The sequence below is a fragment of the Flavobacterium macrobrachii genome, from assembly GCF_014486675.1.
GTDB classification, from domain to species: domain Bacteria; phylum Bacteroidota; class Bacteroidia; order Flavobacteriales; family Flavobacteriaceae; genus Flavobacterium; species Flavobacterium macrobrachii.
Genome location: NZ_JACTAC010000001.1, coordinates 105,264 through 126,415, shown reverse-complemented (window position 1 = coordinate 126,415; position 21,152 = coordinate 105,264). Strand labels below are relative to the sequence as shown.

Annotated in this window: 17 protein-coding genes and 1 tRNA gene; 7 read left to right on the top strand and 11 right to left on the bottom strand. The window is 29.9% G+C overall.

Annotated elements, in window-relative coordinates:
* Window positions 1-94: 94 nt before the first annotated feature.
* Window positions 95-577 (bottom strand): hypothetical protein, encoded by a 483-nt coding sequence (locus IAI56_RS00595; protein WP_187656025.1) that lies wholly within the window; start codon window positions 575-577, stop codon window positions 95-97.
* 61 nt (window positions 578-638) lie between these two features.
* Between IAI56_RS00595 and IAI56_RS00590 the strand changes: the two genes are divergently transcribed.
* The 3 genes from IAI56_RS00590 to IAI56_RS00580 all read left to right on the top strand — a co-directional run bounded on the left by IAI56_RS00590 (window position 639) and on the right by IAI56_RS00580 (window position 3,423).
* On the top strand, window positions 639-1,127 hold the full coding sequence (locus tag IAI56_RS00590; RefSeq protein ID WP_187656024.1) for a DUF456 domain-containing protein: 489 nt from the start codon (window positions 639-641) through the stop codon (window positions 1,125-1,127).
* 696 nt (window positions 1,128-1,823) lie between these two features.
* A complete protein-coding gene (locus IAI56_RS00585; protein ID WP_187656023.1) occupies window positions 1,824-3,002 on the top strand; it encodes a site-specific integrase in 1,179 nt (392 codons plus the stop codon).
* A gap of 1 nt (window position 3,003) precedes the next feature.
* On the top strand, window positions 3,004-3,423 hold the full coding sequence (locus tag IAI56_RS00580; protein WP_187656022.1) for a hypothetical protein: 420 nt from the start codon (window positions 3,004-3,006) through the stop codon (window positions 3,421-3,423).
* On the opposite strand, the gene IAI56_RS00575 is transcribed toward IAI56_RS00580, so the two are convergent.
* On the bottom strand, window positions 3,407-3,643 hold the full coding sequence (locus IAI56_RS00575; protein WP_187656021.1) for a helix-turn-helix domain-containing protein: 237 nt from the start codon (window positions 3,641-3,643) through the stop codon (window positions 3,407-3,409). The genes IAI56_RS00580 and IAI56_RS00575 overlap by 17 nt on opposite strands.
* Before the next feature lie 96 nt (window positions 3,644-3,739).
* Here IAI56_RS00575 and IAI56_RS00570 point away from each other — a divergent pair, with 96 nt between their 5' ends.
* The 4 genes from IAI56_RS00570 (at window position 3,740) to IAI56_RS00555 (ending at window position 7,005) form a co-directional block, all read left to right on the top strand.
* A complete protein-coding gene (locus IAI56_RS00570) occupies window positions 3,740-5,059 on the top strand; it encodes an energy transducer TonB (RefSeq protein WP_187656020.1) in 1,320 nt (439 codons plus the stop codon).
* Between the two features lie 190 nt (window positions 5,060-5,249).
* On the top strand, window positions 5,250-5,519 hold the full coding sequence (locus tag IAI56_RS00565) for a hypothetical protein (RefSeq protein ID WP_187656019.1): 270 nt from the start codon (window positions 5,250-5,252) through the stop codon (window positions 5,517-5,519).
* Window positions 5,520-5,524: 5 nt separating this feature from the next.
* Window positions 5,525-5,986, top strand: coding sequence for a hypothetical protein (locus IAI56_RS00560; RefSeq protein ID WP_187656018.1), 462 nt, complete (start codon window positions 5,525-5,527; stop codon window positions 5,984-5,986).
* On the top strand, window positions 5,983-7,005 hold the full coding sequence (locus tag IAI56_RS00555) for a hypothetical protein (protein WP_187656017.1): 1,023 nt from the start codon (window positions 5,983-5,985) through the stop codon (window positions 7,003-7,005). Before IAI56_RS00560 ends, IAI56_RS00555 begins: the two co-directional genes overlap by 4 nt.
* Window positions 7,006-7,300: 295 nt before the next feature.
* On the opposite strand, the gene IAI56_RS00550 is transcribed toward IAI56_RS00555, so the two are convergent.
* From IAI56_RS00550 to dnaE, 9 genes are all read right to left on the bottom strand, one after another.
* Complete coding sequence (locus IAI56_RS00550) at window positions 7,301-8,641, bottom strand: DGQHR domain-containing protein (protein ID WP_187656016.1); 1,341 nt, start codon at window positions 8,639-8,641, stop codon at window positions 7,301-7,303.
* Entirely contained in the window at window positions 8,641-9,141 is a 501-nt protein-coding gene (locus IAI56_RS00545; protein ID WP_187656015.1) for a hypothetical protein, read from the bottom strand. Before IAI56_RS00545 ends, IAI56_RS00550 begins: the two co-directional genes overlap by 1 nt.
* A 5-nt stretch (window positions 9,142-9,146) precedes the next feature.
* Window positions 9,147-10,724, bottom strand: coding sequence for a DndE family protein (locus tag IAI56_RS00540; protein ID WP_187656014.1), 1,578 nt, complete (start codon window positions 10,722-10,724; stop codon window positions 9,147-9,149).
* Complete coding sequence (gene dndD / locus IAI56_RS00535) at window positions 10,714-12,831, bottom strand: DNA sulfur modification protein DndD (protein ID WP_187656013.1); 2,118 nt, start codon at window positions 12,829-12,831, stop codon at window positions 10,714-10,716. The genes IAI56_RS00540 and dndD overlap by 11 nt, the downstream gene beginning before the upstream one ends.
* A gap of 2 nt (window positions 12,832-12,833) precedes the next feature.
* The gene (gene dndC, locus IAI56_RS00530) at window positions 12,834-14,162 is read right to left on the bottom strand and encodes a DNA phosphorothioation system sulfurtransferase DndC (RefSeq protein WP_187656012.1); all 1,329 of its coding nucleotides are present in this window, start codon (window positions 14,160-14,162) and stop codon (window positions 12,834-12,836) included.
* Between the two features lie 393 nt (window positions 14,163-14,555).
* Window positions 14,556-14,629: transfer RNA gene (locus IAI56_RS00525), tRNA-Asp, on the bottom strand.
* Window positions 14,630-14,715: 86 nt separating this feature from the next.
* Window positions 14,716-15,645, bottom strand: a complete 930-nt coding sequence (locus tag IAI56_RS00520; protein WP_187656011.1) for a DUF58 domain-containing protein — start codon at window positions 15,643-15,645, stop codon at window positions 14,716-14,718.
* A gap of 295 nt (window positions 15,646-15,940) precedes the next feature.
* On the bottom strand, window positions 15,941-16,258 hold the full coding sequence (gene trxA / locus IAI56_RS00515) for a thioredoxin (protein ID WP_187656010.1): 318 nt from the start codon (window positions 16,256-16,258) through the stop codon (window positions 15,941-15,943).
* A gap of 111 nt (window positions 16,259-16,369) precedes the next feature.
* Window positions 16,370-20,896, bottom strand: coding sequence for a DNA polymerase III subunit alpha (gene dnaE, locus IAI56_RS00510; protein ID WP_187656009.1), 4,527 nt, complete (start codon window positions 20,894-20,896; stop codon window positions 16,370-16,372).
* Window positions 20,897-21,152 lie beyond the last annotated feature (256 nt).

Genomic DNA, 21,152 nt, shown 5'->3' with positions numbered 1-21,152 from the left:
ATCCTTTTTCTTTTTCTTTTAAAAAAAGAAAAAGATAGAGCGAACAGCCGGAATGACGTGTAGCAAATTAACGAAGATTCTGCTCCTGAAAATATTATTCTTGTTTGATAATTACTGGAAGAATAAATTGGGTTTTAACGGGAATTCCTCTTTTAATCGCTGGACTTATTTTGGGAAAATCGATTAATCGAGCTCGAAGAATACTGTCAATCCTGATGGTATCGTAAGCCACGGAATCTTGCGGAAACTGAGGTTCGAAGCTGATTTTCGAATCGGGGAAAACGGTAACTTTTACTTCGATGGTATCGAGTTGCGGATACAAAGTTCGCAAGGTGTCGATGGCTAATTTTTGTTCAATTGTTGCGGTCAAAAAGTCGAAAAAGCATTGTTTTCGGGCATTTTCATCGGATATTTTTTCGCAATCTGATACTGATGGTAGTTCGTCAACCTCTTTCCAATTGATTTCTTTTAGTTGCTTATCCAATAATTCTTTTTCATTAGGCACTTTTTTGTCAAATAATTGACAAGAAGTGAAAAAGAGATTGGACAAAAAAAGGAATACTATAAATTTTCTCATATTTTAGTACCGGAAAGAAATCGGGTTTTTAATTTCCCAAATGTAATAAAATTTAATTTCTATGGATACTTTACTTTTAATTGTTGGGCTAATTCTGATGATTTTGGGGTTAATTGGTAGTTTTTTGCCTGTTTTACCTGGTCCAACTTTGAGTTGGTTTGGATTTGTATGCCTATATTTCACCAAAACGGTTGAGGCAAATTATTGGGTTTTGGGCATTACTTTTTTGATTACAATTTTTATAACGATTGCTGATTATATTATTCCAGCAAAAGGAACGAAAAAGTTTGGCGGGACAAAATATGGTGTTTGGGGAACGAATATTGGTTTACTTGTTGGGTTGTTTTTTCCGCCTATAGGTTTTGTTGTTGGACCTTTTGTTGGTGCGTTTGTTGGAGAAATGCTTTATAATTCTAAAGATACGAATGGCGCGCTGAAAGCTGCTTTGGGTTCGTTTATTGGGTTTTTGGTTTCTACTTTTATAAAGTTTGTAGTCTGCTTTTCATTTCTTATTCTTTATATCTATATCGCATTGAAGAATTTTGTTTAGCTTTTTGCTAAAGATTTTTTGAGAAGATTTATTGACAGTTAAAAAAACAGTTGTAACGATTATTTTTTTGCCACGGATTATATAGATTTCATGGATTTATTCTTGTGGCTTTCACTTTTAGAACTTTCGTAAAAAACAAAAAAGCCATCCACAAAAAGTGGAAAGCTTTTCATTGGTCTAACTACTAAACCGTGATACGAGTTACAAATTCGTATCGAAACAACACAACTAATCTTAAATGCTTTTTTGGGCAAAAAAGGTTTTCGTTTCCGAAAACCTTTTTCCCAATTTTAGCGGTCTGGACGGGACTCGAACTCGACCATATATTTTGAGTAAATACTAGGCTTTACAAAGGTTGGAATTAAATAGGTAATGTCCTAGGGGATGTTTCCTGTAAATTTCAACAGTGCAAATATATCATTTTATTCAAAAAAAACACTCCCTAATCTCTTTTTTTAAATAAACTGTCATTTAAAATTCATTTTTTGTAGTTTTTTTCCTTAAAAATAGGCTCTTAATGTTATTTTAATGTTATATTTATGTTAATTTAATGTTACCAAATTTAGTTAAATTTTTATAATTATTTGATAATCAGTAGTTTAATTGTAAAAAAGTATCTAATTTAGCTCTTGAAAAAATAAGAGAAAAAAATGCTTACTAGAGTTAATGTAAGTATTAATATTAAATATTTTAAAAATGACAATTAATTATTACACAGTAAGAGCCGTTTTAAGAACGGACAAAATTAGAAAAAATGGAACTTGTCCAATCTACGTTGTACTACAATACAACAATGTAACTCAAAAATTTTCTACATCTGAATTTATTGAAGAGAAGTATTGGGATAAAGATAAAGAACAAGGTATCGGAAAAGGCTTTGGAAATCTAAATGCTGTAATTAAAAAGAAAAAACAAAATCTGGAAGACTTTATCAGAGAATCTAAAAGTATTGGCAGACCATTATCTAAAACTGACATTTCAAACTTTTGGAATGGAAAAACTGAAACCGATAATGAAATTTTGTTTTCTACATTTTATGAATCTTTTTGTAAACGCCATTTCCAAACTATAAGAGAAAGTACTCAAATCCATTACACTACACTTGGAAAAAAAATAGACGACTTTAAACCGAACTTAATGGTTTCAGAAATTGATTATTCTTTTATGGTTGAGTTTGATAATTATCTTGTAGAAACTAAAAGCGGTAGATACAACATGATTAAATTTTTAAAAACTGTGTTAAAAGAAGCTGTAAAGCTAGGTGTTTTAAAAAACGAATCTTGGAAAGGTTTAAAAAATGTAAGTCCAAATGCTAGAGAGGTATATTTAACTCCTGCTGAAATAAACCAAATTGAGATTTGTGATTTATCTACAAAAAAGCATTTAGAACTAACCCGATGTATGTTTCTATTCAGTTGTTATACTGGAATGCGTTATAGTGATGTGGTAGCTTTAAAAAAGGAAAATTACAAAAATGGAGTAATTACACTAAAACAAGTTAAAACTGGAGTTGATTTAAAAGTACCTGTGAATTTAGAAGCCAAAAAAATTATCTGTAAATATTGGTCTAAAAGGAAAGAGAATGAAAATATTTTTCCACGAATAGAAAACCAAACAGTAAATAGATACTTAAAGAAAATTGGAGAGATAGCTGAATTAAAAAAGACACTTCATTTTCATGTTGCACGTCATACTTTTGGGACTACCTTATTAAATAATAATGTTAATGTATTTTATATTTCTAAAATGATGGGACATAAAAAATTGAGCCAAACTTATGCTTATACTGGAATTAATGTAAATAAAATGAAAGACATAATGGGTACTGTAAACTTTCAGCCAAAAAACGAGAATAATAACCTTAATAGACTGTAATATGTTAGATAATTTTGAATTGACTTGCTATAATTACTCCCCAACAGAAAGAATAAATTGGGTAAGTGTTGATGATACCTATAAAAAGAAAACCTTGTTTGTAGCTTTATTATACAATAGTAATAAAAAAAAGGAAAACTATTTTTTAACCTTATTCATGCTAGCAGATGAACATAAGGAAAAATTTACTTTGCTTGTAAGAGGTAATTTAAACAATTGGTATTCTCAAAAAATTCTAGGAAGAACTCTAACTGTTGAAGAATACAAAGATTGTATAAATTTATTATTAGGTCAACTTGATGTTGAAAGAAATGACTTAATAAATGCGAAAATGAAAAATGCTGAAATTAGATTGTCCGTATTATTAAATCCGACTAGTAGAAGTAAAAAACACAAAAGTAAATTTACTCCAAATCTTTAAAAAATTCTTGTAACGTTAAGTTGTGAATTTTAAGCACTTTGATAAGGGTCTTGAGCGTAATGTTCTGACCCTTTTCTATTCTATAATATTGTACTCTATTAATGTCGTTTGTAAAAGCAAAAGTTTCGTAGCTTGTAAAACCAGCTTTTAACCTTAAAGCTTTAATTTTTTCAGCAACTAGTAGTATCTCTTTATCTAATTCTTCTTTTGACTTTTCCATACAGCGAATTTTGGAAATTTGTCGCTTAAAATTTACCACATTAATAAAACTTAATAAATGCGACAATTTTTATATTTTAGCTGAAAAATTAAGACAATGAAAAAAATAATACTTGCACTAGTGTTTCTGATTTGTGGTATAACAAATTGTAATTCTCAAATTAATAATCTAAAAGATTTACTTGAAATTTCTGAACTAACCGTTGAAGAAATGGTAAGTGAATTACAAGGAATTTGGAAATTAAACACTCCCGAACAAGACACGTCAGAGAAAGGGTTTATTACTGAACGATATATTTTTTCATACAATAGAGAAAATAAAAAGCAAGTCTTGAAAAAATGCGGAAGAATGGATCTACTATCTAGTCAGACAATGTGGCTAACCAATTTTATTTCTAATGATAAAGAATTATTGAATAGAATAACAAAAAATCTAGTTTATCAAGGATTTGAATTTAAAGGAAGATTGAAATCTAATTCAATGTATGAAGATGGAAATAGAATTGTAACTATTCAAACCGAATCTGATGATGATTATAAATTACCAAAAGACTGTTACTCTATAATCGTAATTGTAGATAAAAGAATAAATGGTGGGTATATAAAATCGAACAAAGAAAACCAAAACACTAAAAATAAGATTAGTAATAACGCACTTAACAACATTTCCAATTCGAGTAATTCAGTAAAAGAAAAAATTAACCTTGTCAAAAATCTTTCTGAATTGATTCTAATTTCAAAAACTTCATCTAGCGAAATCTATTCAAAATTAAATTCTAATTGGAAAAATATTGATTACCCAAAAAATGAAGAACCCCTTAATGAATGGTACTCTTTTGTTAATGAAAAGCAATATTTAGAAAGTTATGTTGGTTGGGATAATGGAACTAGAAAAGATGTCAGAATAACTACTTTTGAATTTTCAGATAAAAATCTATTGGACAATATTATAATTGATTTGAGTAAAACCGATTTTAAGCTTGAGGAAACAACAAAAGAATATTCAACTTATGTAAATAATGACGATATAATTACGATATTCTTTGATAATAAAACATCTAAAAAAGGAAATTACAAGGTTGAATTATCCATTACTCCATTAAAAGCTACTATCAATAGCAAAAGTAATTATGAAAATTACAATGATAACGGTACGGGATTGAACGGAAGAAAAATTATTAAAAAACCATCCCCAGAGTATAATTGTAATGAACAAGGTAAAGTAGTTGTTGAAATTACTGTCGATAAAAATGGAAATGTTATTAACGCAATTGCTGGAGTTAATGGAACTACAAATAAATCTGCTTGTTTATTGAATGCTTCAAAAATTGCTGCTTTAGGAACGAAATGGCAACCCGATAATAACGCTCCTGATAAACAAATTGGAAAAATTGAATATAACTTTCGATTGGATTAAAATTGTAAAAAATTAAAATTTATTAAAGCGACCTGAAAAAATCAGGTCGTTTTTTTATTCATACAAAATACTGATTATCTGATGTTTATATTTTTTAACAAAATAAAAATGTTAAATTATTCATTTTTCAAAACAAAAAAATTGATTTCCGAGTATTATGTATTTATACAACGGCAAATTTTTTTAAAATATGAAAACAAAAATTGAAATTGAAAGAAGAGTTTACAGCAACCTAGTTAAAACTGTAATCCAAACTAAAAAGCTATTAACGGAACTATCAAATCGTCCCGAATTTAACAAAGAATGGATGTCTATTTCTGATGTAGAAGTAGAGTTCGGATTGAGTAGAAAAATCATTGATGGATTTAGAAGAAAAGGTTTAAACACTAATCAGAAAACCCGAAATGGAAAAATTCTAATCAGAAGAAGTGAACTTGAAAAATTTTTAACTAAAAAATAGAAAACATGATAATATATGATACCGCCTTATGTTGTGAAAATTATTATCCAATCAAAAAAATAAAATGGATAAGAGATGTCTCATCTGACACTAAAAATTTAACATTTTTTAAAGCTGATTTGTACAATAGTGTTAAGAAGAGAAAAAAGTATTCATTAAGACTATGGACTATATACAATGAACTTGATAATTCTTGTGTCTTATTAATTATGGGCAAATTAAAGTTTTGGTTCCATCAAGAATATTTAGAAAATGAATTAACAGAGGAAGAATATGAAGAGTGCTTGAAATTATTACATACAGAACTTGATTTGATTTTTACTCCTAGAAAAAGAAGACTTTTTAAATCAAAACATATGCTTTTATATCATAAAAATGATGAGTATAGATACCGTATTTGTATGGATTATCTTAGTTATGAAAAATTAAATAGACTTGAAAAACACTTAAAGGATACATGGATATGATAGATAAAATTAAATTAATGGCTGAAAATTTTAATCCCGACTTCATTAAGGAAAATTTTAAATGGAGAGAGATTGAAATTGACGATGAAGAGTTTACAGAACTTGATTTTGAATTAAATAGATATTTACAGACTAATATAACTAAAAAATCAAGGATGTTTAGTTTAAGAATGCTATTGACTGAAAATTTAAAAACTGGTACTTATTCATTATCAATAAACGGAAGTGTTAGAAAATGGTATTTTGATAAAAATTCTCGAAAAGACCTAAACTATTATGAATTTATTGATTGTATAGAAATACTGGGTTGTAAACTTGGTTTAAAAAAAGGTGAAATCTGGAGAATGTTTAAAGTTACCCAATTGGAAATTGGTGTTACGTTATTATTAAAATCATTTACTAATGACATACTGGATTGTTTTGTAAAATATAGAAATGCTAAAAGAGATGATAAAAATGTAACCAGTATCTACTTTAGATTTACTAATTACGATTTGTTAATTTATGACAAATATCTTGAAATGTTAGGCAAAAAAGAGTTTACCAAAACGGATAAAAAAATTATCAGTAAATATCTAATGCTAAGATTTGAAATAGACATTAATAAAGTTAGTATTCCTACTTTTAAAATGAAATATCACAAATTAAGTTCATTAAAATCGAATTGGAATGAATTACCAAAAGAACTTTATAAATATCTGAATGCAATTAAATTTGTCGATACTATTTCAAAGAATGAAGTAATCAATGAAAATAATAAAACGAAAATTTCCAAAAATGATTTTATAAAGTGGGGGTTCTATTCATTTATGAAAAGTAATGGAATACATAACACAATAAAAGACTTTAATAAAATGGTTTTGCCAAACAATAAATCTAAATTTTTTAATGATTTAATGAATATATACAAATCGCATATTATCAGCGAAAAGGATTACAAGGCTATTATTTTGTATGAATTAAGGAAGAAAACAGACAGGTTATATAATAAGGGTAACTTTCGATATATAAATACCTAATGTAAATATAACAAGGTACATAATAAATAGAATACCCTTTTAAAGCCAAACGAAATTGATAAATAAGCCAAAGCGATTATAAGATAACAAGGACATAATAAATTAACTGCCGATTTGTTTTTAATTTGTTTTGATTTTGGTCTTTTTATTTGATTCTATGATTTAATAATGTAAAAACCCAATTCTATATTTTTAAAAAATAATAATTGGTTAAAATGGGTTTAAATAAACTCTCTAGTATATTATCTAAAAAAAAGAGCCAACATCTATTTTGGCTCTTTCGTTTATAACTAATTTAAACTTTAATTAACTCCATTAATTCTTTATATCTATTGTCTTGAGAATCTAATTTATTTGTTTCCCAAATAGCTAAACTCATACTTAAATATAATATCTTTTTCCCTCTATTATTGAATGTATAAAGGTTAGTGTTTCCAAAATCTATTTTTTTACATTTGTCAAGGAAAGGTGTAAATACATTTACATTGAATTCTGTTAACTTTTCCTTTTCAAGTATATCAACTAAAATATTTAATAATGCCTCATAACCAACTGTTGTTTGTAAAATATTTGTTGGTTTTAGAGTTGAATCCCTAAATTCCCAATATGAAGTTCCTTGCTCATTTTTAAAGGTTGACTTTACACAATTGAAATAATAAAACATAATATCAGAAATATACTCATCTTGATTATTAGCATAGTATTTTCTAAATGGCAAGAATTTATTTGACCCAGGAGTTCTGGTTTTTAGTTCATTCCTTTTTCTGTTTCTATCCCTTTCTGATTCTCTGAGATTTTCTGAAATTAAATTTACTATAGATTTTGCCATTGTAGCTTGAGATAATGGTGGACTATAGTCATTAGAATAATCCCCACCATAAAATTTTATTCTATTGTAAAATGGAGAGGTCTTATGACCATTCAAAGCAATAATAGCTTGAATTGCTGTTTTTTGGGGAGTATCGTCTAAATCTAAACCGAACAAATCATATACCAAACTTTGAGAAACTCTTTTTTGAGTTCTATTTATAGTTGAAAAAATCATTGCTTGATACTCAATTGTTTTATCTATAAAAAAAGAAACAACTAACTCTATTTTTTCTAAATCGGATAATCTTTGCTTTTTAAATGCTAGTTTCTCCTGTAAATCGATTTTAGAGGGATATTTATTTATATCACTAATTAAGTTGTTAATTTCATCTTTTATTCTTTTTAATGCAATCTCAATCCCTCTAACCCTATGTTGTCCATCAATAACTGTAATGTAAATATCCCCATTTGCTTTATTTAATTCTTCAAAAACTTGTTGCTTTATTTTAATTTCAACAAAGTTTTGATGTTCTTTCTGCTCTTCGATTGCTTCTTTAGGAATGTGCAAAACTATATTTGTTGGAAATGTTGCTTCTGGGTCTTCAATTAAAAAATCAGCTATCTTATTTGCTCTTGGATTTTCAATCTCTCTCTGAATTTCATTATTATATAATGGTTTTCCCTCCTCATCAAAAGAATTTAAAATTCGTGAAGTATATCTAGTGAATTTGAAAATTTGAGATATGCTAAATTTTCCCACAATAAAATCTTGTTGATTTTGAAAAATTGGGAAACCTATAATTTTATTATTAATTAGATTATTCATTATTTCCAGCCTTTACCATGAGTGTTTTTTGCTCCAGCTCTAATTTTAGCACTATAACTTTCGTCATTAAATTTTTCATTTTCACAATTTGCAAGATGCCAAATAAATAATCCTAATATTATTCCTATTGATGATAATAAAAGTGAATATTTATCTATTAGAAAAAATGAAGAGACAAAAATTGAAGCTACAATAAATAAAAAGATAAAAGAATATACCTGTAAACTTTTCTTGTTTACAATTTTATCATTTGTAGTAATATCAATATATGAAGTTGTTATTAATGCTAAATAATAAGTACCCATATTCAAAACAACATTTGTATAATTTGCTACATCTTTATTAAACTCTTGAAAAATTGAAACCCAAATTCCAATACCGCCTATGAGTAATACAAAAAAAACAAGATAAGTTAAATATAAATCATTGAAAGGATAAAATTGTAATTTCATTCTTTCTTTAATTTCTTTAAAAAAATGAGGTACTTTGGCATTCTCCATGTTAACTAACTATTGTAAAATTGTTTTATTTCAAATAATTCTCCTTTAGGAAATTCTTTTATATTAGAAATTGATTGACCTTTTTGTATCTTTTCTAAACTTCTGTATGCTTTAATTCCATCTTTTTCACTAAAACCTAAAAATTTATTTATAGCTTTTGCATTGTTTTTATCTTTGACATTTAATAAAAATGAGATTTCACAATTGCTTGAAAAATCAAATGTTGGTTGATTAAACTCCTCAATTCCTTGAGACAAGAGCACGACTGAAACACCTTTTGAACGAATCTCTCTTAAAATTTTTTCTAAAATTTCTTGATACTTTTTTTCTTTGAAAATCACATGAGCTTCATCAATCAACAAAACATATCTCATAGACCTATACCCATTGTCATTCGGTGTGTTTTCCATGTTCATAAATACATTGTAAATGTAATTTATTATTAAAAAAAGTGAAGTGAACCTTACAGAATTAGATAAATCCCCTGATAATGATAAATAAATATTTTGATTTAAAAAATTACCTAATTTCTTATTATCCTCAAAAACGTTGTATCTACTTAATTCATCAATAATCTCAGTCAACGTATCACGTTTATCTCCTACTAATTCTAATAACTGCTCATTAATTTCGGAAAAGTTTGGATATTCACCTGGCTTCTTCGTTAAAAATGCTTCATATGTTGCTTCTCTTAATTTTCCTCTTTGTTTAATTCCAATATTTGAATATTTACAAATAATATCAACAAATTTATCTATTCCCATTTGCTTATTGACCTCGTTTATACTGTCAATAAAAGATAGTGGATTTACTGGAAATGCGGTTTTTGGAGCGTCAATGAACTTAGCTTTTGTCTTATCAAAAAATGGTTGCATTTCAATCAAATCATCATCTTTTAATCCTTTAAAATCTAGGTAAATAAAGTTTACATGGTGATTTGATTTTTCTGAAATTTCTTTTAATAATTGTAGCGCAAATTGGGTCTTACCCGTTCCTGAACTACCTGCAACAGCTATATGATTGTTGTTGTAAAGAGATGTGTTATTAAAATTTAATTCTATCTCTTCATTTTTATTTTCAAGTTTATTACCAATGAGAATCTTAATTGGTTCAGAAAAATAACTCTTCTCAATTCCTTGATTGTTATTTTTAACTGCATCAAGACTTACTTTTACGGTATCTAACATTGAAATACCTTTGTCTAAATGTTCAATTAAAAAATCTAAAAAAGTGTAATTGTTATTATTCTCAAATAAAGTATCCATTAACTCTAATCCATGGTCGATATGAAGCTTTATATACTTTGGAATATTCTCATGCGTTTTATAAATCCCATAGTATTGACAAATTAAAGCAATGTAAAAATCTCTATATTTTGCATCAAACAATATGTGATCTTTATATTCCTTACCTTTTGAATCGTAAATATTAAATTCTGATACTGTAAATCTTTTACCATTTTGAAGAGAATATCCTAGAGCTATTCTAGCAATAACATTTTCTTTAGTGCCAACTGGTAATTTGGATGTTATTTTTCTAACTATCTCTTGATTAGCTTCTGATGTCCTTATATTAATTTGCATATAAATCGTTGTATGTTTTAATTAAATTTTCAGGAGTTGACTCAACAAATTTTGATGCGTCTGTACTGAAATTTTGTATAATATATGATTTACTAATATTTGGTTTTAATAATTCAAATTCACTTTCTGTCAATTCTTTATGAATAAGTGGAAAAATAACTACTTGCTTGGAAACATTTGGATAAAACTCTTTGATTACATTTTCAGCATGTTCTTTATCAAATTTCTGCATTGGAGAATCTATAAATACAGGGAATTCAATATCAGATTCATCAACTAAAGCTTTTAAAAGAGCTGAAGCATACATCTGTCTTTCTCCCATTGAAAGAGAACCTTTATCAATTTTTTCTCCCCTAGAATTAAATAAATTTATATCAACATCATCTCCTGCTTGATTAATATCTACAACAACATTTTTAATAAATCCTTTTTTGTGCATTAATGTATTTAATTCATTCAATATATTTTCTTCCAACTTCTTTTTAGTTGTAACTTTAAATTCTTTAATGAATTCTTTGAGTTTAGAAATTAATTCTTGGGTTTTTTTATCTTTTTCAGAGTATCTTCTTGAATCATCAATCTTTTTTCTCAACTCTTCTTGTCTTTGTTTCAAAGTTTTAATTTCATTTTTAAAACCTCCTATTCTTTCCCCTAAATCGTAAATGTCTTTGTCAATAGAAAAAATTCTTTTATCAAGTCTTTCTTTTTCAGACCTTAAATTTGCTATATATTCATCTTCAGCATCTTTTTCTGCTGCTCTAATTTTTCTTCTTATAGAATCTAAATCGCTTTTAGAACGAGTATATTCATCATTCAATTTTGTAAATACATCTTTAAAGGTATGTTTTAGGTTATTGATTAATGAATTTAATTCATTAGTTTCAACATCAGAAAAATCATGTAAAGCATTAAAGTTTGTTTCTAATTCAGGTAAATCTGAATAAAAATATTTTTTTACTAAAAATTTTATTTGGTTTTCATAAAAATCTCTTATATCAGTTGGTATTACACCCGAAAAATTGCGTTTTTGAGCTTCAATATCATTGAGAATTTTATTTGTTTTATCTCCTACATCTTCTTGTTTATATTTACTCTCTCTGTAACTTTTTTCAACATCTAATTGAGTAGATATATCCATAAGTGTTTCTCCTGCTAATCCAAATGGTATTAAATCAAATAATTCTTTTAAATCATTTTGTAAATCTCCAATTTTTCCATTTAGCGTATTTTCAAATTCTTTAAGCTCGTTTAGTTGTTCAAGAGTCATCATATTACCCTCTTGAATTAGCTTCATTTGAATTTCATTTGAATTGCTTTGCTTTTCAATTTTTTCTTGATTAAGTTGTTGAATCTGTAATTCAACTTCATCAATATTTATTTGTCGATTATCGATGTCAGCAATAATCTGATTGAACTCTGTTCTCTCTTGAGGTTTAGCAAACTTCTTTCTATATTCATCCTGAATATTTTCTAATTGCTCTTTTAAATCTTCATACTTTTTGATACCTAAAACTTCCGTGTAAGCTTTACTCAATAATCTTCTTTGCTCGGGAGAATTGATTTCAGCGAGTGAAACTATCTTTTCAGCATCAAAAAAGAAAAATTTTGCAATTTCTATTGGTAAAATAAAGTCCCTAATAAATATCTCTTCACCGTCTTGTTTGCCATCAGTTGTTAAATCTTGAATCAATTCATTCTGAAAACCATCAATCAAGACTTCGACTTTATCACTTGCACTTGTAACAATGTCATAAGTTCTCGTGATTTTTATTTCATTACATGTAATTTCAGGAATTTTAACATCTCTAAAAGTTACAGAAACAGAAAATTTCGTTTCTCCTTCAACTTTTGCAAGACGATTTAAACTATTACCTATGTATTTTCCATAACCTCCTTTGTCGGCAATTTCTTTCTGATACAACTCATCTACTTTTTCCATTTGTTTGCCGTATAAACACCAAACCAATGACATTAGAAAAGTTGTCTTTCCAAATCCATTTTTACCACTAACAACAATAATGTTTTTATCCTTTTCAGGCAGAAGATTTATTTTGTTACTTCCCTTATATATCCTGAAATTATTTAACTCAATTTCTTTAATGAACATATCTATTGCTCTTTTTTTAGATATTCTTCAATTCTTGTTTCAATATCGTCTTTAAGTCCTCTTTTTCTATTTAATAATGACTTATTTTTTTGTAGAGTTAAAAGTTCTTGTATTAACTCAAAATCTTGTGGACTATTTTCACATGTTTTTTTAAGTAATTCTAGCTCTTTTTCTCTTTTTTCATTTTGGTTATTCATATCCAAATCTGTTTTATATGCGTTCTTGTAAATATCTGAAACTTTCTGACCGAAAACAAAATCCCTATACCAAATTGTTTGAATAGCAATTAACTCCTGATTGGTAATTAATTCAACATGAGGTTTCTCTTTTTGTACTTCTCTTTGAGTTTTCAGAAGTCTTTCAAGTACTGATGCTCTATATTTAGGATAATATGGTCCCATACCATTAATGGCATCTGTACCATTTCTTCTTTGTGGCATTCTGTTTTCAATAATATTTCTCTCCTCTGCTAGTTCATTTCTTAAAGTTAGCAACGGCTTTAGCCAAGTCAATCCATTATCAATTAAGGCAGACATTGACTTATCTTGTTTTACTACGGTACAAACCCAACAACCGAATCTACTTTGCCCGCAAGATTTGTGTTCTTTATCAGTAACAACAGTTGGACACTCATAATCATCTGCACTTGCATCTGAATATATTTGAAATAATTCTTCATTACTAGCACCCCAAGGCGAGGGCATTGTGTTAATTATATACCAAACCTGCTCTAGCATTAAATGTCTAATTGGTGCATACATATAAGTATTTGCTTGGGTAGGATGTTTTGTTAATCTCTTACCTTTAATAGCATGTTTTTTCATTGATTTAGCTCTACTTGCACTTTCGCTAGAACGAGTTCCAATTAGTATTATGGCTTCTCCAAATTCGTCTAACTGTTCAAGGATAAATCGTGAAGTTGGTTTGATTTTTAATCTCTCAGTACACCATCTAAAGGCATTATTTGGAGCAGGATAGCCCTTACCTATTAAATTAACCCAAAAAGAGTCTTCTAATCTAGGTAATGTCTTTATAACTTGTATTGGTAAATTTTGGTCTCTAGCAGCTTCTGAAATTTTATCTAAAACCCTATATACATATTCGGTTATCACAGGATTTTCAACCATAGTATCATTACAAACTACATAAATATCCCTTCCAACAACACCATGAAAATCTTTTATTTGTGTTAATGCTTCCCAAACTAATTGAAGCATTACTGTTGAATCTTTCCCTCCGCTAAAACCAATAATCCATGGGCGTTTTGTATCATCAGCAAACATGTACTGGTCGATTATTTCATCAACTATATTTTGAGTAAACTTATTCATTTTAATTGCTCTCTGATATATATTTACAACCACAAATATTTAGGGTTGCTCAAATCCTACAATATTATGATTTTTTTACTAATTTTCTTTGTTTTTTTTACTCAATTTTGAGGTTCAAAACAAAACTTAATTAAATGTATAGTTTTGAGGTAACGGATTAGGGGATGGATATTGGGCAAATTAAAGCTAAAGAAGTAAAAAGAATTTCGCCTTTATCAACGAATAGAAATTTCTATAAAGCAAAAAAGCCATCCCAATAGGGAAAGCTTTTCATTTGGTCTAACTACTAAACCGCCCGATTTTACTCGGGTAAACAACACAACTACCGTTTAGGATTTAGGGCAAAAAAGGTTTTCATCTCTGAAAACCTTTTCCTAAATTCGCTATTTCTAGCGGTCTGGACGGGACTCGAACCCGCGACCCCATGCGTGACAGGCATGTATTCTAACCAACTGAACTACCAAACCTTTGCTTTATTGCGGTTGCAAATATACAACGCTTTTTTAGTTTTGCAACTTTTTTTGAAAAAAAATATTGCCTTTTTTTCATAAAACTAACCAAACATTTGTTTTTCAGCTAAATATGTCGTTAAAATTTTTTCAAAATTTTCTTCAACAGCTACTGGAACGTACTTAATTTTGTTCTGAGCGCAGGTCATTGCAATTTCTTTGAAGTATAAATTTACTTGTTCTTCGTAGGCTTCTTTGATGTTATCGGCAAAAATATTGATTTGTTCTCCTGTTTCTAGGTCGATAAATTTTCGTGGCGCATTGTCAAAATTGAAGTTGATTTCGGTTTTTTTATCATAAACATGAAAGATTATTACTTTATGTTTGTTGTGTTTTAAATGTTGTAATGCATTGAAGAGTTTTTCTTTATCGGCTGTATTTTGAAACATATCAGTAAAGAGAATTATCATCGAGCGACGATGTACTTTTTCAGCTATTTGATGCAGATAAGTAATGGTATCGGTCGATTTTGCTTCTTTTGGATTTTCAAGCAAATTTTCCAAGGTGTTCAAAATCATTCTATGATGACGATCACTTCCTTTTTCGGGTGCGTAATATTCGTATTTATCGGAATAGACGCTTAGTCCAACGGCATCGCGTTGTTTCTTTAACAAATTCATCAAAACAGCCGATGCTAAGACGGAAAAACCTATTTTGTTGTGAAAAAACAAATCGTTAGAATTCAACTTTGGATAATGCATCGAGGACGAATTATCGATAATTAAATGACAACGAAGATTGGTTTCTTCTTGATACCTTTTAGTATATAATCGGTCGGTTTTGGCAAAAAGTTTCCAATCAATATTTTTTGTGCTTTCGCCTGAATTATAGATTTTATGTTCGGCAAATTCGGCTGAAAATCCGTGAAATGGCGATTTGTGCATTCCGGAAATAAATCCTTCAACTACTTGGTTTGCTAAAAGCTCCAAATGTTTAAATCCTGATATGATTTCTTTTTGTTGTTCTATCTTCATAACTTCAAAGATATTGAAAGGTTTATAAACTATCTTCTAAAAGTTTATTAAAATGCTATGGTTTATTTTTTAGCCCCGATTATCTCACTTTGTTAATACTTTTCATTGGAGTTCGATGAATTTCATTTGAAGCAAGTATCCTTTTTTGTTTGTAAAAGCGCCTCGACTGCGCTCGGCGTGACAAAAAAGATACTGCGGAAAGCGGGAAAATGGTTTATTTTATTCACATAGAATGGCTTCAAAAAAAAAGCCTGACTTTACAATCAGGCTTTCTTAAATTCTCTTTCATCATTTTTTATAACAATGCGTCGATTGCATCGGTATAGGTTTTCTTTGGCGCAACGCCAACTTGACGACCTACAACTTCTCCTTTTTGGAAAACTAAAACCGTTGGAATGTTACGAACGCCATATTTTGCAGCAAATTCTTGGTTTGCATCTACGTCTACTTTTCCAACTACTGCTTTTCCTTCATATTCTGTTGCGATTTCGTCAATAACTGGTCCAACCATTCTACATGGTCCGCACCAAGCTGCCCAAAAATCTACTACTACTGGTTTGTCTGATTGTAAAACTACTTCGTCAAAAGTAGCATCTGTTATTGCTAATGCCATTATATTTAATTTTTTGTTTATTGATTATGTTGCAAATTTAAGTATTAAAAACTTAATTTATTGTTAATTGAAAATTAGTTTTGGCTATGCTGAAATCATTAGAATTGATACTTAATTGAGTTTAAAATTAACTTGTAGTTTTTCTAATTCGTTTAAAAATTCGGATGAAATTTTTACTTTTGTTTTTCGGCTTGGCATTGAAATAGCAGTAATTACTTTATTTTCTTCGATTGTTTCGGTTACATTCATTGTTATCTCTGTAGTCATTTCACCTTCAATTTCATCGGTCATTACTTCTTCAGTATCTTCATTGATAACGGGTTGAATTTCGATTTCTTTTTTAACTTTTTCTATTTCTAACACTTCAAATGTTACGCTATGATCACCTTGATGTTGCGTCATGATTTGACTTAATTGGTACACAAAATCTTGATGAAGCTCTTTTATATTCAATATGATTATCAATCTTTTAGCATAGGTTGGTAATACATCGGCGAGCATTTTAGCTTCCATGAATTGGATTCTTGGATCGGATTTTTTTCCAGTTTCGCGATTTACCCAACCGTCTTTTACCAAAACTTTGAAATAAACAAATTGGTTTTGAACTAAAAAATGACGGAATTTCAAGTATTCTTCATCAAAAATTCGGAATTCATAACTTTCGTCATAACCTTCCAAAAGAAATGTTGCCCAACCTTTTCCGTTTTTGGCAGTTCGATGTTGAATATTGGTTACAATTCCGCCAAACGAAACTGTTTTACCAACCAAACTTTCAAGTGATTTTAATTGTTCCAATTTTACATTGCAGAAATATTCCATTTCAAATTTATAATCATCCAATGGATGTCCTGAAATATAAATTCCAACAACTTCTTTCTCGCGAGCCAATTTTTCCATCGTACTCCATTCTTCGCATGGCGGAACAATTGGTTCGGCTATTTGAATATCACTTGCTTCTCCAAATAAACTCACTTGTGATGAGTTTTCATTTTCTTGAAATTTTGAACCATATCGCATGGCTTTTTCTAAAAATGTAATTCCTTCGCCTTCAATGTGGAAATATTGTGCACGATGTGTATCGGTAAAACAGTCAAATCCTCCGGCATAAGCCAAACTTTCAAAAGCTTTTTTATTGGCAGAACGCAAATCAATTTTTTTAGCCAAATCAAATATCGACTTGTAAGGCGCATCTTTTCTGCTTTGAACAATAGTGTCCACTGCATTGGCTCCAACTCCTTTAACAGCTCCCATTCCAAAACGTACGGCATTGTTTTCGTTTACCGTAAATTTATAAAACGATTCATTAACATCTGGACCAAGAACTTGCAATCCCATACGTTTACATTCTTCCATAAAGAAAGAAACTTGCTTGATATCGTTCATGTTATTAGAAAGCACCGCAGCCATATATTCTGCAGGATAATGCGCTTTTAGATAAGCCGTTTGATAAGCAATCCAAGCATAACAAGTAGAATGCGATTTATTGAAGGCATAACTTGCAAAAGCTTCCCAATCTTTCCAAATTTTTTCTAAAACTGTAGCATCGTGACCTTTGGTTGCTGCTTGTTCTATAAATTTAGGTTTCATTTTATCTAAAGTAGCACGATCTTTTTTACCCATTGCTTTACGCAAAACATCGGCATCACCTTTAGAGAAATCGGCTAACGACTGTGACAAAAGCATTACCTGCTCTTGATAAACGGTAATTCCATAAGTTTCACCTAAGTATTCTTCGCAAGCATCTAAATCGTATTTTATTTCCTCTTCTCCATTTTTTCTGCGAACGAAAGAAGGAATATATTCCAATGGTCCAGGACGATAAAGTGCGTTCATAGCAATTAAATCTCCAAAAACGGTTGGCTTTAAATCGCGAAGGTATTTTTGCATTCCAGGTGACTCGTATTGGAAAATACCAACCGTTTCACCTCTTTGGAACAATTCATAAGTTTTAACATCATCAATTGGAAAAGTATCAGGATCTAATTGAATTCCAGTTCTGTATTTTACTAATTTGACTGTATCTTTTATTAAGGTTAGGGTTTTCAAACCCAAGAAGTCCATTTTTAGTAATCCGGCACTTTCGGCAACCGAGTTATCAAACTGAGTTACATATAAATCAGAATCTTTGGCTGTTGTTACTGGAACGAAATTCGTAATATCACTTGGCGTAATAATCACACCACAAGCATGAATTCCAGTATTTCGAAGTGAACCTTCCAAAACTTTAGCTTGTTGAATGGTTTCACCTGATAATTCTCCGTCGTTAGCAATCGCAATTAATTCTTTTACTCTATCAAATTCATCGGAACGTAATGCTTTTTTGACGTCTTCTTCTTTTTCAGAAATAAATCGTGCCAAATTCCATTTGGAAGGCATCATTCCTGGGATTAATTTTGCAATTCTATCGGCTTCAAACAATGGTAAATCCAATACTCGAGCCGTATCTCGAATGGCTGATTTAGTTGCCATTTTACCATAAGTAATTATCTGAGCTACTTGATTGGAACCATATTTATTGATTACATAATCCATAACACGACCACGACCTTCATCGTCGAAGTCAATATCAATATCGGGCATTGAAACCCTGTCTGGATTCAAGAATCTCTCAAAAAGCAAATCGTACTTAATTGGGTCAATATTGGTAATTCCCAAACAATAGGCAACCGCAGAACCTGCTGCAGAACCACGACCTGGACCAACGGAAACGTCCATTTTTCTGGCTTCGGCGATGAAATCTTGTACAATTAAGAAATAGCCAGGATAACCGGAATTAGAAATGGTTAGTAGTTCAAAATCCAATCGTTCTTGGATTTCTGGAGTGATTTCGCCATAACGTTTTTGTGCGCCATTCATGGTTAAATGACGTAAATAAGCATTTTCACCTCTTACTCCGCCATCAGCTTCATCTTCTGGATTTACAAATTCTTCTGGAATAGTAAATTTTGGAAGTAATACATCGCGATACAATGAATACGTTTCAACTTTATCAATAATTTCTTGAACGTTGATAATGGCTTCTGGCAAATCAGTAAATAGTTTTTTCATCTCATCTTCCGATTTGAAATAATATTCCTGATTGGGTAATCCATAACGATAACCTCTACCTCTACCTATTGGTGTGGCTTGTTTTTCACCATCTTTAACACATAACAAAATATCGTGAGCATTGGCATCTTCCTTATTTACGTAGTAAGTATTATTTGTAGCAACTAATTTTACTTTGTGCTTTTGTGAAAACTCTATCAAGGTTTTGTTGACACGATTTTCATCTTCTTGATTGTGGCGCATGATTTCTAAATAAAAATCATCCCCAAATTGTTCTTTCCACCAAATTAGCGCTTCTTCAGCTTGATTTTCTCCGACATTTAAAATTTTACTAGGAATTTCTCCATATAAATTTCCTGATAAAACAATGATATCTTCTTTGTATTGCTCCACAACTGATTTATCAATCCTAGGAACGTAATAAAAACCATCGATGTATGCGATAGAAGACATTTTGGCTAAATTGTGATATCCTTTTTTATTTTTCGCCAAAAAAACTACTTGATAGCCGTTATCTTTTTTTGTTTTGTCTTTATGATTGTCACAAATATTGAACTCGCAACCTACGATTGGAATAATTTCATTGTCAGATGGTTCTTCTCCGTTTTCAATTGCGGCTTCAATTTTAGGTTTAACCGCTTTGTTATGATTCATAACCGCACTTACAAAATGAAAGGCACCCATCATATTTCCGGTATCGGTCATGGCTACAGCAGGCATTTTTGTTTTTGCAGCTGCAGCAACTAGTGACGGAATTCCGATGGTAGATTGTAAAACTGAGAATTGTGTATGATTATGTAAATGAGCAAATCGAGATTGTTTAAAATCTTTTTTATCGGCTTCAGAAATAGAGGTTTGAATTGTTTCTTCTCCACTTTTTTGAAGTTTTTTTCTGATTTCCTCCGAAGCTTCTTTAAGATTGATATGCTTCAATCCAATTAATTGAACTGATCTTGGATTTTTTAATTGAAAATCTTCGAAATATTCGGGTTCAACATCAAGTTCTTCTCTAGTAAAAATTTCTGTACGAATTAATTCTAAGAAACAACGTGTTGTAGCTTCAACGTCGGCAGTTGCGTTGTGTGCTTCTGCAAATGGTTCGTTGAAAAGATATTGATGTAATTCTGTTAATGTAGGTAATTTGAATTTTCCGCCACGTCCACCTGGAAGTTTTAATAACGATGCGGTAACTTCGGTACAAGTATCTAAAATCGGCATTTGCGACATTGGAGAAGTGATTCCCATTCGGTAGAATTCGCAACCCATAATGTTGATATCAAACCCAACGTTTTGTCCGACGATATACTTTGCTTTAGATAAGGCTATGTTGAATTTCTCCAACATTTCTTTGAGTTGGATTCCTTGTTCTTGAGCTAATTCGGTTGAAATTCCGTGAATTCTTTCGGCATCATACGGAATATTGAAACCTTCTGGATTAATAAGATAATCTTGATGTTCAACAAGATTTCCCATATCGTCGTGCAACTGCCATGCAATTTGAATACATCTTGGCCAATTGTCTGTATCAGAAATTGGTGCAGCCCAACTTTTTGGTAATCCTGTGGTTTCGGTGTCGAATATTAAATACATAGCTTTCAAAAATCAATATCAATTGTAAAAGTCAATATCAAAAAGTGTTGTTTTTGACCTCGTTCAAAAGTACAATTTAAGGTAGATAATTTAAATTTTAGTTATCAACAAACGGTGCTTGTGTCTCGAAGTTTTTGACTAGCCCTGATTGAGCAGATATCCTCGTAATGCAATGGAGAGATAAAGGCGAAAGCAGGAATAGGGTTTATTTTTGCCTGAATGTGTTGCTTCTAAAAACAAAAAAAGCCAACTCGGT

Coding starts and splice junctions, on each gene's coding strand:
- IAI56_RS00570 (WP_187656020.1), top strand. CDS start 3,740: ATGAAAAAAATAATACTTGCACTAGTGTTTCTGATTTGTGGTATAACA.
- IAI56_RS00540 (WP_187656014.1), bottom strand. CDS start 10,724: ATGCAAATTAATATAAGGACATCAGAAGCTAATCAAGAGATAGTTAGA.
- IAI56_RS00585 (WP_187656023.1), top strand. CDS start 1,824: ATGACAATTAATTATTACACAGTAAGAGCCGTTTTAAGAACGGACAAA.
- IAI56_RS00595 (WP_187656025.1), bottom strand. CDS start 577: ATGAGAAAATTTATAGTATTCCTTTTTTTGTCCAATCTCTTTTTCACT.
- IAI56_RS00580 (WP_187656022.1), top strand. CDS start 3,004: ATGTTAGATAATTTTGAATTGACTTGCTATAATTACTCCCCAACAGAA.
- dndC (WP_187656012.1), bottom strand. CDS start 14,162: ATGAATAAGTTTACTCAAAATATAGTTGATGAAATAATCGACCAGTAC.
- trxA (WP_187656010.1), bottom strand. CDS start 16,258: ATGGCATTAGCAATAACAGATGCTACTTTTGACGAAGTAGTTTTACAA.
- IAI56_RS00565 (WP_187656019.1), top strand. CDS start 5,250: ATGAAAACAAAAATTGAAATTGAAAGAAGAGTTTACAGCAACCTAGTT.
- IAI56_RS00575 (WP_187656021.1), bottom strand. CDS start 3,643: ATGGAAAAGTCAAAAGAAGAATTAGATAAAGAGATACTACTAGTTGCT.
- IAI56_RS00550 (WP_187656016.1), bottom strand. CDS start 8,641: ATGAATAATCTAATTAATAATAAAATTATAGGTTTCCCAATTTTTCAA.
- dnaE (WP_187656009.1), bottom strand. CDS start 20,896: ATGTATTTAATATTCGACACCGAAACCACAGGATTACCAAAAAGTTGG.
- IAI56_RS00560 (WP_187656018.1), top strand. CDS start 5,525: ATGATAATATATGATACCGCCTTATGTTGTGAAAATTATTATCCAATC.
- dndD (WP_187656013.1), bottom strand. CDS start 12,831: ATGTTCATTAAAGAAATTGAGTTAAATAATTTCAGGATATATAAGGGA.
- IAI56_RS00590 (WP_187656024.1), top strand. CDS start 639: ATGGATACTTTACTTTTAATTGTTGGGCTAATTCTGATGATTTTGGGG.
- IAI56_RS00545 (WP_187656015.1), bottom strand. CDS start 9,141: ATGGAGAATGCCAAAGTACCTCATTTTTTTAAAGAAATTAAAGAAAGA.
- IAI56_RS00520 (WP_187656011.1), bottom strand. CDS start 15,645: ATGAAGATAGAACAACAAAAAGAAATCATATCAGGATTTAAACATTTG.
- IAI56_RS00555 (WP_187656017.1), top strand. CDS start 5,983: ATGATAGATAAAATTAAATTAATGGCTGAAAATTTTAATCCCGACTTC.